This window comes from Promicromonospora iranensis, from assembly GCF_028994805.1.
GTDB lineage: Bacteria > Actinomycetota > Actinomycetes > Actinomycetales > Cellulomonadaceae > Promicromonospora > Promicromonospora iranensis.
Genome location: NZ_JAJQQP010000009.1, coordinates 136,609 through 153,008, shown reverse-complemented (window position 1 = coordinate 153,008; position 16,400 = coordinate 136,609). Strand labels below are relative to the sequence as shown.

Annotated in this window: 15 protein-coding genes; 6 read left to right on the top strand and 9 right to left on the bottom strand. The window is 72.4% G+C overall.

Translation table 11 applies throughout. From position 1 onward, the window contains the following. Positions 1-83: 83 nt before the first annotated feature. The 7 genes from LUM46_RS16620 to LUM46_RS16590 form a co-directional block, all read right to left on the bottom strand. The gene (locus LUM46_RS16620; RefSeq protein WP_274995319.1) at positions 84-1,805 is read right to left on the bottom strand and encodes an alpha/beta fold hydrolase; all 1,722 of its coding nucleotides are present in this window, start codon (positions 1,803-1,805) and stop codon (positions 84-86) included. A 45-nt stretch (positions 1,806-1,850) separates the two neighbouring features. Next, the gene (locus LUM46_RS16615; RefSeq protein WP_274995317.1) at positions 1,851-2,435 is read right to left on the bottom strand and encodes a GNAT family N-acetyltransferase; all 585 of its coding nucleotides are present in this window, start codon (positions 2,433-2,435) and stop codon (positions 1,851-1,853) included. Positions 2,436-2,457: 22 nt separating this feature from the next. Then, on the bottom strand, positions 2,458-2,802 hold the full coding sequence (locus LUM46_RS16610) for a hypothetical protein (protein ID WP_274995316.1): 345 nt from the start codon (positions 2,800-2,802) through the stop codon (positions 2,458-2,460). A 306-nt stretch (positions 2,803-3,108) separates the two neighbouring features. Next, positions 3,109-4,230 (bottom strand): Rv2578c family radical SAM protein, encoded by a 1,122-nt coding sequence (locus tag LUM46_RS16605; protein ID WP_274995315.1) that lies wholly within the window; start codon positions 4,228-4,230, stop codon positions 3,109-3,111. Between the two features lie 76 nt (positions 4,231-4,306). Next, positions 4,307-5,686 carry a histidine--tRNA ligase gene (gene hisS, locus LUM46_RS16600; protein WP_274995313.1) on the bottom strand — a complete coding sequence of 460 codons (1,380 nt, stop codon included), beginning with the start codon at positions 5,684-5,686 and terminating at the stop codon, positions 4,307-4,309. Positions 5,687-5,716: 30 nt separating this feature from the next. Beyond that, on the bottom strand, positions 5,717-6,400 hold the full coding sequence (locus tag LUM46_RS16595; protein WP_274995312.1) for a DinB family protein: 684 nt from the start codon (positions 6,398-6,400) through the stop codon (positions 5,717-5,719). Next, entirely contained in the window at positions 6,397-7,059 is a 663-nt protein-coding gene (locus LUM46_RS16590) for an MBL fold metallo-hydrolase (RefSeq protein WP_274995311.1), read from the bottom strand. The genes LUM46_RS16595 and LUM46_RS16590 overlap by 4 nt, the downstream gene beginning before the upstream one ends. 203 nt (positions 7,060-7,262) lie before the next feature. Between LUM46_RS16590 and LUM46_RS16585 the strand changes: the two genes are divergently transcribed. The 4 genes from LUM46_RS16585 to LUM46_RS16570 all read left to right on the top strand — a co-directional run bounded on the left by LUM46_RS16585 (position 7,263) and on the right by LUM46_RS16570 (position 11,718). Next, positions 7,263-8,027: a peptidylprolyl isomerase gene (locus tag LUM46_RS16585; RefSeq protein ID WP_274995310.1), complete on the top strand. Its 765-nt coding sequence runs from the start codon at positions 7,263-7,265 to the stop codon at positions 8,025-8,027. Beyond that, on the top strand, positions 8,024-9,910 hold the full coding sequence (locus tag LUM46_RS16580; protein ID WP_274995308.1) for a DUF349 domain-containing protein: 1,887 nt from the start codon (positions 8,024-8,026) through the stop codon (positions 9,908-9,910). Before LUM46_RS16585 ends, LUM46_RS16580 begins: the two co-directional genes overlap by 4 nt. A 74-nt stretch (positions 9,911-9,984) precedes the next feature. Further along, the gene (locus tag LUM46_RS16575; protein WP_274995307.1) at positions 9,985-10,605 is read left to right on the top strand and encodes a hypothetical protein; all 621 of its coding nucleotides are present in this window, start codon (positions 9,985-9,987) and stop codon (positions 10,603-10,605) included. 9 nt (positions 10,606-10,614) lie between these two features. Continuing rightward, entirely contained in the window at positions 10,615-11,718 is a 1,104-nt protein-coding gene (locus LUM46_RS16570; RefSeq protein ID WP_274995306.1) for a DNA polymerase domain-containing protein, read from the top strand. A gap of 123 nt (positions 11,719-11,841) precedes the next feature. Here LUM46_RS16570 and LUM46_RS16565 read toward each other — a convergent pair whose 3' ends face one another. Further along, a complete protein-coding gene (locus LUM46_RS16565) occupies positions 11,842-12,111 on the bottom strand; it encodes a DUF7218 family protein (RefSeq protein WP_274995305.1) in 270 nt (89 codons plus the stop codon). Between the two features lie 127 nt (positions 12,112-12,238). Here LUM46_RS16565 and LUM46_RS16560 point away from each other — a divergent pair, with 127 nt between their 5' ends. Both LUM46_RS16560 and LUM46_RS16555 read left to right on the top strand, forming a co-directional pair. Then, positions 12,239-12,802, top strand: a complete 564-nt coding sequence (locus LUM46_RS16560; protein ID WP_274995304.1) for a dihydrofolate reductase family protein — start codon at positions 12,239-12,241, stop codon at positions 12,800-12,802. A 14-nt stretch (positions 12,803-12,816) separates the two neighbouring features. Continuing rightward, complete coding sequence (locus LUM46_RS16555) at positions 12,817-13,983, top strand: ATP-dependent DNA ligase (protein WP_274995303.1); 1,167 nt, start codon at positions 12,817-12,819, stop codon at positions 13,981-13,983. A 22-nt stretch (positions 13,984-14,005) separates the two neighbouring features. Here LUM46_RS16555 and LUM46_RS16550 read toward each other — a convergent pair whose 3' ends face one another. Then, positions 14,006-16,345 carry a RelA/SpoT family protein gene (locus LUM46_RS16550; protein ID WP_274995302.1) on the bottom strand — a complete coding sequence of 780 codons (2,340 nt, stop codon included), beginning with the start codon at positions 16,343-16,345 and terminating at the stop codon, positions 14,006-14,008. Positions 16,346-16,400: the final 55 nt, after the last annotated feature.

Genomic DNA, 16,400 nt, shown 5'->3' with positions numbered 1-16,400 from the left:
CCGCCCGGCGGGGCGAGATCCTGGCTGCACGTGCTGTGGTGAACGGTGCGTCAGGGCTGCGTCAGGGCTGCGTCAGGGCTGCGTCAGGGCTGCGTCAGGATCCTGGGGGCGGGGACGGCCGGACGGGCGTCGTCGCGCAGGGCCTCCGGCGAGAACGGCACCCGGTCCTGCTCGCACACCGCGCCGTCGTCGGCCTCGAGCGAGATCAGGTACCGCCCGATCGCCTCGTCCGCGCAGGTGCTCGCATTGATCGTCGTGTGGCCCCACCCCTCGACGGTGAGCGTCCGGGCGTCCGGCCACAGGGAGGCGTACGGCGCCGTGAAGCCGTAGTGCGTCGCGGGGTCGAACCGGGTGCCGACGACGAGCACGGGTTCCTCCGTCGCCTGCTCCCACGGTCCGGTGTACGCGTCCTCGTCCTGGACCGAGATGAACTCGCAGTGGACGCCCACCCAGCCGCGGAGCAGGCCGAAGTGCGGGTACTGCTCGTCGAGCGCCGCCACCTTGCGGGGGTACGACGCCGGACGGCCCGGGAAGTCGGCGTCCACGCACAGGCTGGCGAGGCCGCCACCGGTGGACTCGTAGTCCTCCGCGAGACCGAGGCGGCGCAACAGCTCGCTGATGGACAGGCCGGAGTCCAGCGCGTCCGCGCGCGCCGCCGGGGCCACGCCGGTCAGGACGGCGAGCTCGGCGGCGTAGTCCGCAAGGAGCGGCCAGTACGCCGTGTCGTACATCGAGGAGAAGGCCACGGTGGCCAGGTCGGCGTACCCCACCTCGACGGTGGTCCCGTCGCCTGCCGGGACCTCGACGGGCTCCTTCTTCAGCGCCGCGTAGACGTCCTCGACCACCTCAGCAGGGTCCCCGAGGGCGTTCAGGGCGCACCGCTCGCCGGCCCCGACGCACAGCCGCAGGAACTCCTCATAGGTCTCGGTGCCGGCCTCCGCCTGGCGCATGCGCGCGACGAACAGCTCGCCCTCCGCGGGTCCCGTCCACGTCCGCGGGTCGACGGTGCCGTCGAGCACCAGCGCGCGCACGTTCTCGGGGAACAGCTTCCCGTACGTCGCGCCCAGGATGGTGCCGTACGAGTACCCGACATAGGTGAGCTTGTCGTCACCCAGCCGCTGCCGCAGCACGTCCATGTCGCGGGCCACGTTGGCGGTGGACGCCGTGGCGATGCGATCGCCGCCGAACAGCGTGCAGGTGGCACCGAGGACCGCGGCCTCACCGAGGAACCGAGCGTTCTGGGCCCGCGTGAACGGGAGCGGCAGCGCCTTCGCGCCGAACTCCTGCTCAGCCTCCGCCGTCGGGAAGCAGGTGGCCGGGTCCGACGTACCGACGGCGCGGGGGTCGAAGCTGACGATGTCGAAGCGCTCGTGGACGGAGGCGTCGAACAGGCCCTCGCCGTACGTGTGCAGGCCCGAGACGCCGGGACCTCCCGGTCCGCCGAAGTTGACCAGCACGCTCCCGATGCGGTTCTCCTGGTCCGTGGCAGGCAGCCGGGTCACGGCGACCTCGGTGGTCGCACCGCGCGGCTCGTCGTAGTCGGAGGGCACCTCGATCGTGGCGCACTCGAAGGCTTTCGCGCCCTCGCACGCGGACCAGGAGATGTCCTCGGCCGACGCGGGAACGACGGTCTCGGACGCCGCGGCCGCGTTCGGGGCGGCTGGATGTTCTGCCGGGGGTGATGCTCCGGTCGCGGACTGGGCGGGCACCGCGCCCGCGGCCAGCAGCGAGCCGACGAAGAGTAGGGACAGGGCTGGGGTGCGGGCCGCGCGTACTCGGCGCGACGCCGTCGAGCGCAAGGTCATGACATCGAGTCAAACAGGGGGTCTCCGGGGGGAGCAACGAAAGTTTCACCCCGTGCCGACGTCGGCCAGCCGGGAGTGCAGGTGCATGTCGTGATGACCGTCCGCATGCAGCGCCGCGCCCCGGCGCGTCCCTTCCGCGCCGAACCCGGCCTTCTCCGCGACACGGCACGACGCGGGGTTCCGCGTCGAGTGCTCCAGCTGCAGGCGTCGGAAGCCGACCCGGAACGCCCATCGTGTGGCCGCGTCCACGGCCCGGGGCGCCAGCCCTCGTCCCCGGGCAGCGGGCACGGTCCAGTACGCGATCTCGGCCACGCCGTCGAACAGGACGAGGTCCTTGAGCGCGAGCCGTCCGAGCGCGGCTCCGTCAGCGCCGGCAACCGCCCACTCGAGGCGCTGCTCCTGCGACCAGGCACGCCGCCAGGCCGCTATCAGCGCGCGTGCCTCGTCGAGCGAGTCGATGCCCCGCACGTGCCAGCGCTGGATGTCCGGGTCGGTGTAGGCGGCGTGCACCACCGGTGCGTCGCCGTCGGACCAGGGGCGCAGCTCGATCCCGTCCCCGAGCGGAAGCGTCGGCTGCGGCAGACCGGCGAGCGCCCCCGGCACCACCGTGTGCGGGACGAGCTGGACCATGGCCATACGGTAGCGCCGCAGGTCACGGGGTGGCGTGCACGTCCCCGGTGCGGGCGATCGCCCTCAGGTGCTCCCCCGCCCGGCGCACCACCGGGTTGTTCGCCGGACGAGCGGCCAGGTCCACCAGGGCGACGAGGTCCGCCGCCCGGGCGAGATCGGTCGCCCGGGCAAGGTCGGCGGCCGGACGGCGGCCGGGCCGGGCGGAGTCGACGCCCTCTTCCGGACCGGTCCCGAGGACATGCCCCGCACCTCCACCCGCACCTGCGACGTAGCCGTCCAGGACGCCCTCGACGTAGGCCGGTTCCCGGTCGAAACGCAGCAGGTTGCCCAGGTCGGTGGCCGGGTGGCCGCGCGAGGACCAGGTCACCCCGCTCCCCCCGGCAGCAGCTCCGTGACCAGCGGCCCGGGCGACGTGAAGTCGCCGTCGTGCACCTGGTGGACCGCCGGCACCGGGAGGATGCCACGGACCCGGCCGAGGAGCGCCGCCTGGATGCCGGCGGCGTGCTCGCGTGCCGCCCACCGGCGAAGTACCGGACCACCACCTGGTCGGCAGGCCCCGCGCCGGGACCACCTGCCGGCGTGGCCAGGAACGTCTCCCCCGACCAGCCTCCGGCCAGGGGCTGCAGGGTGTAGCCGGCCAGGCGCGGGTCGTCGGGTGGGAACAGACGGGGCATCAGAACAGCGTCTCGCTCCCGACGTCGCCACCCACGGACGCCGCGCCGGCCCCGTCGGCCCGCACCCCGCTGAACGCACCCCGGGGGTAGTCGCCCTCCACGTGCTGATCGCCCTCGTGCGCCCCGGCGGCCCGGGCCCGGTGCATCGCGGAACTGCCCAGCCCACGCTCGTCGATCAGCGGCCGCACCCGCTCCCAGAGCCAGTCCCGGTAGCCCTTGTGCGCGTAGGCGCCCCGCGCGTAGACCCGGCCGTAGCCCTCCACCAGGTGCGGATGCTCCCGTTCGAGCCAGCCGAGGTACCACTCGCGGGCGCCCGGCCGCAGGTGCAGGGGCAGCACGGTGACGCCCGTCGCACCGGCGTCGACCAGCGAGTCGAGAAGCCGTTCCAGGTGGGCGAGCGAGTCGGTGAGCCACGGCAGGACCGGCGCGACCATGACACCGCACGGCAGCCCCGCGGCCCTGATCGCACGGATCAGGTCGAGGCGGGCCCGGGGCAACGGCGTGCCGGGCTCGACGGCCTGCTGCAGCTCCCGGCCGGCCGGCGAGTCGGCGAAGGCGAGCGACACCCCGAGGCCGACCTCGACCTTCTCGGCGGCCTGCACCAGAAGGGGAAGATCACGCCGCAGGAGCGTGCCCTTGGTGAGGATCGAGAACGGCGTGCCCGAGTCCGCGAGCGCCGAGATGATGCCGGGCATGAGCCGGTAGCGACCCTCGGCCCGCTGGTACGGGTCGGTGTTGGTGCCGAGCGCGACGGCCTCGTGGGTCCAGGAGGGTCTGGCGAGCTCGGCGCGGAGCACCTGGTCCGCGTTGACCTTGACGACGACCTGGGAGTCGAAGTCGTGCCCGGCGTCCAGGTCGAGATATTCATGGGTGTTTCGGGCGAAACAGTAATAACAGGCATGCGAGCAGCCACGGTAGGGGTTGACCGTCCACCTGAACGGCATCTGCGACGCCGCCGGCACCTTCGACAGCGCGCTCTTGGCCAGCACCTCGTGGAAGGTCACGCCCGCGAACTCGGGCGACCGGACCGTGCGCAGGAGCCCGGCGGTGCGCAACCCGGGCAGCTCCAGCCCGGGAAGCGCACCGTCGTCATGATTGATCGCCTGACCGTGCCATCGCATACCTGATTCGAACACTCGTTCGAACCGACGTCAAGTTGCTCCGCCGACCGCGTCGCGGTCAGCGCCGGCGTCAGGGTCAGGACGTCGGGACCACCCGCGGCCAGCGGTCCTCGGCGGACGGCTCCCACGTCCCGGCGTCGGCGTCCACCTGCTCGCCCGAACGGATGTCCTTGACCTGGTCGGGACCGACCACGCCGTCCTCCCCCGCGGCACCCGGGAACCACACGAACGGGATGCGCCGCCGGTCGGCGTACTTGATCTGCTTGCCGAACTTCGCCGCGCTCGGCGCCACCTCGACCGGGATGTCCCGGGCCCGCAGGGCGGTGGCCACGGCGTCAGACACCGCGCGCTGGTCCTCGGACGCCACCGCGACGAGCACCGCGGACGGCACCGACCGGGTCGCCTGCACGAGCTCCGCGGACAGCAGCCGCGAGACCAGGCGCGAGACGCCGATCGACAGCCCGACGCCCGGGTAGGTGTTCCTGCCGTCCGAGGCGAGCGTGTCGTAGCGGCCACCGGAGCAGACCGAACCGAGCTGCTCGTGCCCCACCAGCACGGTCTCGTAGACGGAGCCCGTGTAGTAGTCGAGACCACGCGCGATCTTCAGGTCCGCCACGACCACGCCGGGGGCGCGCTCCGCGGCCGCCGCGATCAGCGCCTCGAGCTCGCCCAGGCCGGTCTCCAGCAGCTCCGTCACGGCTCCGTGCGACTCAGCCAGCGCACGCACCTCCGCGATCACCCCGACGTCGGACCCCGAGACGGACGCGAGCGCGAGGCAGGCCTTGGCCTGGTCGTCCGTGGCGCCGCACTCGGTGACCAGGAGCTCGGACACCTTGTCCGGCCCGATCTTGTCGAGCTTGTCGATCTGGCGCAGCACGCCCTCGACGTCGTCCAGCCCGATGCCGCGGTAGAAGCCCTCGGCAACCTTGCGGTTGTTGACGAGGATGCGCACGGGCGGCAGGCCGATCTCGGCCAGCGCACCGAGCGCCTCGGCCATGACCAGCGGCGCCTCGACCTCGAAGTGGTAGGGCAGCTCGCCCGCACCGACGACGTCGATGTCGGCCTGGATGAACTCGCGGAAGCGGCCCTCCTGGGGGCGCTCACCCCGCCAGACCTTCTGGATCTGGTAGCGCCGGAGGGGGAAGGCGAGCTTGCCGGCGTTCTCCAGCACGTAGCGCGCGAACGGCACCGTCAGGTCGAAGTGCAGGCCGAGCTGCTTCTCGGAGCTCGCGCGGCCGGCGGAGTCCTCGTCCTGCAGCCGCGACAGCAGGTAGACCTCCTTGGAGGTCTCCCCCTTGCGGAGCAGCTGGTCCAGCGGCTCGACGGCCCGCGTCTCGATCCCGGCGAACCCGTGCAGCTCGAAGGTGTGGCGCAGCGTGTCGAGGACGTGCTGCTCGACGATGCGACCGTCAGGGAGCCATTCGGGGAAACCGGAGAGAGGAGTGGGCTTTGCCATGCCACAGATCTTCCCACGAGCAGGGCGCTGTCAGCCCGGCCTTTCCACAGCCGCCTGCTCGACCAGCCGGACGAGCACCTCGAGCTCGCCCCGTTCGTGCCAGGCCAGCCTGCGCAGCGCCTTGACGCTCGTCCAGCTCCCACGGCGGTCGGACGTCGCCGCCAGGTCGAGCGCCATCTGGGACACGACACGGCGGACGTGCGCGCCCGACTGCTCGAGCTCGGTCACGAGGTCGCCCGCCCGCTCCCGGGCGGGGAGCCCGAGCAGCGGCAGGTAGTAGCGCGACTCGATGTCCGCGATGTGCAGCGCGACCTGTCCGACGGTGTGCCACCAGGCGTACGGCGGGAGCGTGCGGTCGGGATCGCGGTAGGCCAGCACGGACGGCGGAGCGCCTCGCACCAGCTCCAGGGTCCTGGCCCGGGCACGTTCCAGGATCTCGAGGGTCACCGCCCGCTCCGCCTCCGACGCCGGCACCCGGTCCCGGGCGAACACCGTCTCGTCGCCGCTCGCCGGACGGTCCACCCGCTCGACCACCTGGAGCGCCCCGTCGCCGGCCGCCGTCGCGCCGAGGCCACAGCGGGTGCCGAGGTCCGCCAGCGCCGCCGCGTCGTCGGGTCCCTGACCGCAGGTTCCCCAGTGCTCGAGGTCGAACGTCCAGGCCGCCGACCAGCCGTCAGCAGCCATCCCGGCGCGCTGGTCGACGTAGGCCTTCATGTGCGGTCCGCGGCGAGGAACGGGTTGGTCTCGAGCTCGCGGGCAACGGTCGTGGCGGGCCCGTGCCCCGGTACGACGGCGAGCGCCGGGTCGAGCCCGCGCACCACGTCACGCAGCGTCTCGCTCATCACCTGGCCGGAGCCGCCGTGCAGGTCGGTGCGGCCGACGGAGCCGGCGAACAGGACGTCGCCGGTGAGGATCACGTCGCCGTCGGGCCGGTAGAGGGTGGAGCCCTCCGTGTGCCCGGGCGCGTGGAGGGCGTGCAGGGTGACCTGCCCGAAGGTCAGCACGGCGGACCCGCCCGGCGTGGCGAACGGTTCGACGACGGCTGGCGCACGGTAGTCGTCGCGGTGCAGGCCGAACGCGGCCTCCAACGCAGGGCTGAGGGTGCCGAAGGGGTCCGCCAGACGGTAGGCGTCGGCCTCGTGCAGGCGCATCGGGACCTCGTAGCGCGCGCAGAGCTCTCCGGCGTCCCAGGTGTGGTCGGCGTGGCCGTGCGTGGCGAGGACGGCGCGCGGGGTGAAGCCCTCGTCGTCGACCAGCCGCGTGACGGCGTCCACCACGCCCGCGCCGGCGTCGACGATCACGCAGTCGGCGCCCGAGGACACGACGCAGCAGTTCGTGCCGAACACGGGTGCGACCACTACACGAAGCTCCACGTCGCCCACGGTAGCGGCTGGCGTCCTCGCTGACAGGGCCCGCTTCACCCCTCGGAGAATCGGCTCAGACAGTATGACCTGGCATCCGATGCCTACACTGTCCCCGCACGGGGTGATTCGCCCCGGATCCGGCAGTGAATCGGTCCAGCGCGGCCAAGCCCCGGGTCAAGGCGAGCACGAGAGAGCACGGAGAGAGGAACGCGGTGGCGTCCACCAAGCAGCGGCAGCGCGCGCAGCAGGCCAGGCAGGCGGAGAAGCGAGCGCAGCGGCAGGCGGCCAGACGCGCCCACAAGCAGCGGGTCTGGGGCCTGGTCGCGCTGGTCACGGTGCTCGCGCTCGTGGGCGCCTTCGTGATCGCCGCGCTGACCGGGAACGAGCCCGAAGCGGCCGGCGCCTGCCCTGCCGGTGTCGAGGAGGCCCGCGAGGACTACGAGCTCGCCGAGCCGTCGGTGTCCGAGGACCGCACGTGGACCGTCACGCTGCAGGCCTGCTCGGGCGACACCGAGGCGGACATCGTCCTCGAGCTCGACGGCGAGAGCGCACCGCAGGCGGTCGCCAGCTTCGTCACGCTCGCCCAGGGCGGCTACTTCGACGGCACCGGCTGCCACCGCGTCACCACGTCCGGCATCTTCGTGCTGCAGTGCGGCGACCCGACCATGTCGGGCCAGGGTGGCCCGGGCTACAACTTCGGGCCGATCGAGAATGCCCCGGACGACGACGTCTACCCCGCCGGCACCGTCGCGATGGCGCGAGTCGGCGACGACGCAGAGTCCATGGGCTCCCAGTTCTTCCTCGTCTACGAGGAATCGACCATCCCCGCCGACACCGCCGGCGGGTACACGGTCTTCGGCACGATCACATCCGGCCTGGACTTCGTCCGGGCAGTCGCTGACGCGGGAGCGGCGGGCGGCGCATCTGACGGTGCGCCCGTCGACCCGGTCACCATCGAAGGAGTTGAGACCCAGTGAGCGAACCCACTTCCCGCTCGGCCGAGCCCGTCCAGCAGGACGCGCCCGCCGAGCCCGTGGCCGAGACTCCGACCGCAGCAGAGTCCCCCGCCGAGGCGGCGAGCGAGGCGACCGAGGCACCTGCGCCCGCAGAGGCGCCGGCCGAGGTGGAGGCACCGGAGGACGCCGTCGAGGCAACCCCTGCGGCCCCCGTCGAGGAGCCGGCCGCCGACGAGGCGACCGCGCCGGAGGCCCCGGCCGACGAGACGCCCGCGGCTGAGGAGGCCCCGGCTGAGGAGGCTCCGGCTGAGGAGGCTCCGACGGCGGACGCTCCCGCCGAGGAGACTGCGACGAAGGATGCGCCGGCGGCAGAGGCTCCTGCAGCCGAGGCTCCCGCGGAAGAGGTCGTGACCGAGGAAGCGCCCACGGAAGAGGCCCCGGCGGCCGACGCCGAAGCCCCTGCCGAGGACAAGCCCGCCCCGGCTCCCGCTCCCCAGGCGGCGACGCCGAAGCCGTCCGCGATCCCGTCGCCGGCCGCGCTCGCGCGACCGCGTCCGCCCAAGCCGGGTACGCCGTCGGCTCCCGCGGCACAGGCGGCGTCGGCCGCACCGGCCCCGGTGGTGCCGGTCGCGGCCGACGCCGCCGCGCACACCGAGGCCGAGAAGTTCGGCCGGGTCGACGACGAGGGCAACGTGTACGTCCGCGAGACCGCCGGCGAGCGCATCGTCGGCCAGTTCCCGGGGGTCACCACCGAGGAGGCCCTGGCGCTGTACGTGCGCCGGTACCTCGACCTCGCCGCGAAGGTCGGCCTGTTCGAGGCCCGCCTCGAACAGGCCGACCTGTCGGTGCGCGAGATCGACCAGACCCTGCAGAAGCTCGGCGAGGAGACCGCGGAGCCGGCCGCCGTCGGTGACCTGGACGCCCTCCGGACCCGCGTCGAGACGCTGCGCGGTCTCGCCGCGGAGCGTCGGGCCGCACTCGAGGAGGCACGGTCCGCCGCCAAGGCGGAGGCCGTCGCCGCTCGGACGTCGATCGTGGAGGCCGCCGAGAAGATCGCGGCGACCGACCCGAGCAAGATGCAGTGGCGCCCCGCGGGCGAGGAGCTGCGCTCGCTGCTGGACCGCTGGAAGGAAGCGCAGCGCTCCGGGCCGCGTATCGACCGCCCCACCGAGGAGTCCCTCTGGAAGCGGTTCAGCCACGCCCGCACCGCGTTCGACCGCGAGCGCCGGCACTTCTTCGCCGACCTGGAGCAGCGCAACAACGCCGCCAAGGTCGAGAAGGAGAAGCTGGTCTCGGAGGCGGAGGCGCTGTCCACCAGCACCGACTGGGGCTACACCGCCGGTGCGTATCGCGACCTCATGACGCGGTGGAAGGCGGCGGGTCGTGCGTCGCGCAAGGACGACGACGCCCTGTGGGCCCGGTTCCGGGCGGCGCAGGACCGGTTCTTCCAGGCGCGGGACGCCGAGAACGCCGTCATCGACGCGGAGTACGGCGAGAACCTGAAGGTCAAGGAGGAGCTGCTGCTGGAGGCCGAGGCGCTGGTTCCGGTCAAGGACCTGAACAAGGCCAAGGCCGCGCTGCGCAGCATCCAGGAGCGCTGGGAGGAGGCCGGCAAGGTCCCGCGCGGTGACATCCAGCGTGTCGAGGGCCGCCTGCGTGCGGTCGAGACCGCCGTCCGCGACGCCGACCAGGCGCAGTGGAAGCGCAGCAACCCGGAGACGCGGGCACGTGCCGAGGGTGCGGCCGCACAGCTCGAGGCCGCGATCGAGGGGCTCGAGGCGGACCTCGAGGCCGCCCGGGCCAAGGGCGACAAGCGCAAGATCTCCGAGCTGGAGGCGGCGGTCACCGCCCGTCGCTCGTGGCTCGAGCAGGTCGTCAAGGCGGCGGAGGACTCCAAGGGCTGACGTCCTTCGAGCAGTTGTCCACAGCGGGCCCGGTCGCACTGCGCGACCGGGCCCGCTGCGCATAGGTTCTGCGCATGCCGTCCCCGTGCACCTCTCTCGCCGCGCTCCTGGATCCCCGGCCGGCGGACGCGCCCCTCGTGGTGACGCCCGCGGACGTCGGCGGCGCGGTGGCGTGGTCCGACCTGCGGCGGGCCGGTGCCCTGCTCGAGCTGCGCGACGGCGCGGCGGTCGCCGCGGGCGCGGTCGTCGGGGCGCGGCACCGGGCACTGGCGCTGGCACGGGACGTCCCTGTGCGGTGCGTGCTGGCGGCCTCGACGGCGGCCTGGGTGCACACCGGCGTGCACGACGGCGTCGTCGCTCCGGCGTGGCCCGCGAATGCGCCGGTCGAGCTCGCCTACGCCCCCGACACGCACTATCCGGCGCCCCGTCCGGGGCGGGTGGCGCGGCGTGCGCCGGGGCTCGCCAGGGATACCGTCCGGCTCGCTGGTGTGCCCGTGACAGGGATGACCCGTACTGCCGTCGACGTGGCCTGCACCGTGCCGCTGGAGGCTGCGGTGCCCGTGCTCGTGGCCCTGTCGGAACGTGGGGTGGACCTGCTGCGCGCGAGGCGGGTGCTCGACCGGCGCGCCCGTCTCGTCGGTCGTCCCGCGGCGCACCGGGCGTTCGCGGCAGCGCTGGCGGGGCTGGAGCGCTAGGTTCGGGTCATGGCCGGATCCAAGACACCCGCGGTGGAGCTCGACGTCGCAGGCCGGACGGTGCGCGTCACGAGCCCCGACCGTGTCGTCTTTCCCCGAGGGATCACCAAGCTGCAGGTCGTCGAGTACTTCGTCGCCGTGTCCGACGGGATCACCGGTGCTCTCCTGCACCGCCCCACGACCCTGGAGCGCTGGCCCAAGGGCTGGCACGAGGGTGCTCGCCTCACCACGCGGATGCCGAAGCCGGACGACCCGAAGGGGGACGGCTTCTACCAGAAGCGTGTCCCGAAGGGCGCGCCGGACTACGTGGAGACCGCGACGATCGCGTTCCCGTCCGGCCGGACGGCGGACGAGGTCTGCCCCACCGAACCGGCGGTGGTGGCCTGGGCGGCCAACATGGGCACGCTCACGTTCCACCCGTGGCCGGTGCGGCGCGACGACGTCGAGGCGGTCGACCAGCTCCGGATCGATCTCGACCCGCAGCCGGGTACCAGCTTCGACGAGGCGGCCGCGGTCGCCCCGTACCTGCGCGACCTGCTGGGCGAGCTGGGCCTGACCGGGTACCCCAAGACGTCGGGCGGGCGCGGGCTGCACGTGTTCGTACCGCTGGAGCCGCGGTGGACGTTCACGCAAGGGCGGCGCGCGACCATCGCGATCGGGCGCGAGCTGGAGCGGCGGCTGCCCGGCAAGGTCACCACGCGGTGGTGGAAGGAGGAGCGGGGCGAGGCCATCTTCGTGGACTACAACCAGATGGCTCGCGACCGCACCATCGCCTCCGCGTACTCGATCCGGGCGAACGGCAGGGCCACCGTGTCGATGCCGCTGGACTGGGACGAGGTCGCGGACGTCCACCCGGACGACTTCGACGTCCTGACGGCGCCGCCCAGGTTCGCCGAGCGGGGCGACCTGTTCGCCGCGCTGCGCGCCGACCGCGACCCGGGCCTGGACTGCTCGTTGGACGCCGCCCTGGAGCTCGCGGCCCGCGACGAGTCGGACGGGCTCGAGGACCTGCCCTACCCGCCGGAGTACCCGAAGATGCCGGGCGAGCCCAAGCGGGTCCAGCCCAGTCGCGACAAGGACCGCGACAAGAGCCAGGACGCCGCCAGCGACTGACCCAGCCCTCTGCCGCCGTACCGCCCTCTCTTCGAGGTCTAAGTTTCTCGCCTCTGAATCGGTTCAGAGGCGAGAAACTTAGGCCTCGAAGAGGCGCCGGGGGCGGGGGTGGGTGAGGGGCGGTCAGTGGTTGCGCAGGGCCTTGATCAGCTCGTCCTTGCGCATCGTGGACCGGCCCTCGATGCCGATCTCGGCCGCGCGCTTGCGCAGGTCGTCGGCGGTCCACTCGTCGTACTCGGGGGACTTGCCGCCCTTGCGGCCGACGCTCTTGCGCGACGAGCCGGCCGCGGCGTTCGCGATGCGCGCCGACTTCTCCTTGGAGTTGCCCTCGTCGCGGAGCTTCTCGTACAGCTCGTCGTCCTTGACGCTCGGTCCCGGGTCACGCTTCGGCATGGCTGCTCCTCCCGCTCGGGCTGACCGTTCACCTTCTGCACGGTCCACCCTCCACGATGGCTCAGCCAGGAGCGGCTCGCACCTCGCGGGCCGATGAGTTCCGCCCTGGCCCGTCGTCGGTCCGTGCATGGGAACCCTGAGCTACTTCGCGAACATGTCCGCCGACGGGTACACCGCCGACGCCGGGGGCACGTTCGACTGGATGGCGCCCAGCGACGAGGTGCTCGCGTTCATCAACGAGATCGAGACGGAGGTCGCCGTCTACGTCCACGGCCGGCGCATGTACGAGACGATGGTCTACTGGGAGACGCACGACCCGGGACCCGACCCGAACCCGCACATGACGAGGTACGCGGAGATCTGGCAGGGCGTGGAGAAGGTCGTCGCGTCGTCGTCCCTGCCCGAGGAGGCGGTCACCTCGGCGCGGACGCGGATCGTGCGTGACCTGCAGCTGGGCGAGCTGCGCCGGATCGCGAACTGCGCGCCCGGCATCGTGTCGGTGGGCGGGCCCACCGTGGCCGCCGAACTCATCAGGCAGGGGCTCGTCGACGACTTCCGCCTCTTCGTCTACCCCGAGGTGGTGGGCGGCGGGCTGCCCGCGCTGCCCCCGGACGCCCGGCTGAGCCTGCGCCTGGTCGACGCCCGTACGTTCGCGAGCGGGTGCGTCTACCTGCGCTACGTCCCCCGCTGAGGCAGGCTCGTACCGTGACCACACTCAATCTGCCCGTCCAGCCACCGGTCCGGCCGATGCTCGCCAAGAGCGTGGCGTCGATCCCTGCCCAGGCGGCGACCGACGTCGGCCCCGCCTACGTCTACGAGCCGAAGTGGGACGGCTTCCGCGCCATCGTGTACCGCGACGGTGACGAGGTCCGGATCGACTCCCGGAACACGAAGCCGATGGACCGCTACTTCCCCGACGTCGTCGCCGCGGTCCGCGAGGCGCTCCCGGAGCGGTGCGTGGTCGACGGTGAGATCGTCATCGCGCAGCCGTCGGTGGCCTCGACGGGCGGCGGGGCACGGCTCGACTTCGAGCTGCTGTCCCAGCGCATCCACCCGGCGGCGTCGCGCGTGAACATGCTCGCCGAGACCACGCCCGCCGCGCTGGTCGTGTTCGACGTCCTCGCACTGGGTGACGAGTCGCTCGTGGACCGGCCGCTCGTGGAACGGCTCGAGGCCCTGGACGGGCTGGGGCTGACCGGTCCGCTCGTGTTCGCCACGCCCCGCACGCAGGACGCCGCGGTGGCCGAGGAGTGGTTCGGGTCGTTCGAGGGTGCCGGTCTCGACGGCGTCGTCGCCAAGCCCGCGGACGGCCCGTACGCGCCGAACAAGCGCGCCATGCTGAAGATCAAGCACACGCGCACGGCCGACGTCGTCCTGGCGGGCTACCGCCTGCACAAGACCTCGACGCCCGAGCAGCCGGTGCTGGGGTCGCTGCTGCTCGGCCTGTGGGACGAGTCCGAGGACGGGCCTCGGTTGCAGTTCGTCGGCGTCGCCGCGTCGTTCTCGGCGAGCCGGCGCGTGGAGCTCGTCGCCGAGCTGGCGCCGCTGGTGGTGGAGCCCGGCACCCCTGCGGCGGACGAGCACCCGTGGCAGGGCTGGTCCGACCCGGCGAGCGCCGCGGGGGGCGACCGGCTGCCCGGCGCGCAGTCCCGCTGGAGCTCGGGCAAGGACCTGTCGTTCACGCCCCTGCGCCCGGAGCGCGTGCTGGAGGTGGGCTACGACCACATGGAGGGCACCCGGTTCCGGCACACCGCACAGTTCAAGCGCTGGCGCCCGGACCGCGAGCCGGCGTCGTGCACCTACGAGCAGCTGGAGGAGCCGGTCCGCTTCGACCTGGGCGAGCTGCTGCCGGGTGCGCCGGGGACCGCCTGAAGGCCCCCGACGCCCGCGACCGTCAGACCGGCAGCTGCGGCCGCTCCACCGGCTTGGTCCCGGTGATGCGGTGCACGTCGAACACGCCCTCCACCTTCCGGACGGCCGCGAGGACCGTCGCGAGGTGTGCAGGCTCGGCCATCTCGAAGATGAACCGGGAGACCGCCAGCCGGTCGTCCGACGTCGAGACGAAGGCCGACAGGATGTTCACGTGGTTCTCGGACAGGACCCGCGTCACGTCCGACAGGAGCCGGGACCGGTCGAGCGCCTCGACCTGGATCTGGACCAGGAACATCGTGTTGGCACCCTGGGTCCACTCGACCTCGACGAGGCGTTCCGGCTGCTTGCGGAGCCCGTCCAGGTTGACGCAGTCCTCGCGGTGCACGCTCACCCCCTGGCCTCGGGTGACGAAGCCGACGATCTCGTCGCCCGGCACCGGCGTGCAGCACTTGGCGAGCTTGACCCACACGTCGGCGGAGTCGGAGCCCTTGAGCATGACGCCCGGGTCGCCCGAGCGCACGCGCCGGGCGGTGAGTCCGCCGGGTCGGGTCGCCTCGGCGACGTCCTCCTCCGCGCCGTTCGCACCACCGAGCGCCTTGACGAGCTTGTCCACCACGTGCGCTGAGGAGACCTGCCCCTCGCCGACGGCGGCGTACAGGCCGGTCACGTCCTGGTAGTTCATCTCGTCCGCGACCCCGAGCAGGGTCTCGTGCGACATGAGGCGCTGGATCGGCAGCCCCTGCTTGCGCATGGACTTCGCGATCGCGTCCTTGCCGGTCTCGACGGCTTCCTCGCGGCGTTCCTTCGTGAACCACTGGCGGATCTTGTTCCGCGCCCGCGGCGACTTCACGAACCCGAGCCAGTCCCGGCTCGGCCCCGCCGTCTCCGACTTCGAGGTGAGGATGTCGACGACGTCGCCGTTCTCGAGCGGCGAGTCGAGCGGCACCAGGCGGCCGTTCACGCGGGCGCCCATGGTGCGGTGACCGACCTCGGTGTGCACGGCGTACGCGAAGTCGACGGGCGTCGCGCCGCCCGGCAGCGCCATCGCCATGCCCTTCGGCGTGAAGACGTAGACCTCGTCGCCACCGATCTCGAACCGCAGCGAGTCGAGGAACTCCGCCGGGTCGGCGGTCTCGCGCTGCCAGTCCACGAGCTGGCGCAGCCAGGCCATGTCCTGGTTCTTCGGGTCGTTGACGCCGCCGCCCGCCGGCGTCTTCTCCTTGTACTTCCAGTGCGCGGCGACGCCGTACTCGGCGCGCCGGTGCATGTCGTGCGTACGGATCTGGATCTCGACGGGCTTGCCGCCTGGACCGATCACCGTCGTGTGCAGCGACTGGTACATGTTGAACTTCGGCATCGCGATGTAGTCCTTGAACCGGCCGGGGACCGGGTTCCACCGCGCGTGCATGGCGCCGAGCGCCGCGTAGCAGTCACGCACCGTGTCCACCAGGACACGCGTGCCGACGAGGTCGTAGATCTCCGCGAAGTCGTGACCACGCACGATCATCTTCTGGTAGATCGAGTAGTAGTGCTTCGGCCGGCCCGTCACCGTCGCCTTGATCTTGGCGCTGCGCAGGTCGGACTCGATCTGGCCCCGCACCACGCCGAGGTACTCCTCGCGCGCGGGAGCCCGCTCCGCCACGAGGTGCACGATCTCGTCGTACACCTTGGGGTACAGGGCCTGGAAGGACAGGTCCTCCAGCTCCCACTTGATCGTGTTCATGCCCAGCCGGTGGGCCAGCGGCGCGTAGATCTCGACGGTCTCGCGCGCCTTGCGCTCGGCCGACTTGGACGGCACGTACTTCCAGGTGCGGGCGTTGTGCAGGCGGTCGGCCAGCTTGATGACCAGCACGCGGATGTCCTTGGCCATCGCCACGACCATCTTGCGCACGGTCTCGGCCTGCGCCGCGTCGCCGTACTTCACCTTGTCCAGCTTGGTGACGCCGTCCACCAGCAGCGCGACGTCGTCGCCGAACTCGCCGCGCAGGGTGTCCAGCGCGTAGTCGGTGTCCTCCACCGTGTCGTGCAGCAGCGCCGCCGCGATCGTCGTGCCCTCGAAGCCGAGCTCCGCCAGGATCGTCGAGACGGCCACGGGATGCGTGATGTACGGGTCGCCGCTCTTGCGCATCTGGCCGCGGTGAGCCTTCTCCGCGACGACGTACGCGCGCTCGATCAGCGCGACGTCGGCCTTCGGGTGGTTGCTGCGGATCGCCTGCAGCAGCGGCTCGATCGCCGCGGGCGAACCACCGCTCACGCTGCGCACGCCGAGACGTACCAGCCGGTTCCGCATCCGGTTGCCACCGGGCGGCGTCGGCGGGTTCTTCTCGGGCACCGGAGCGCGTGACACCGTGTTCTCAGCCATGTACGCGCCTCCTTCCCCGGGTAGTACCCGGAGTCGCCAGTCTAGCCCTGGACCT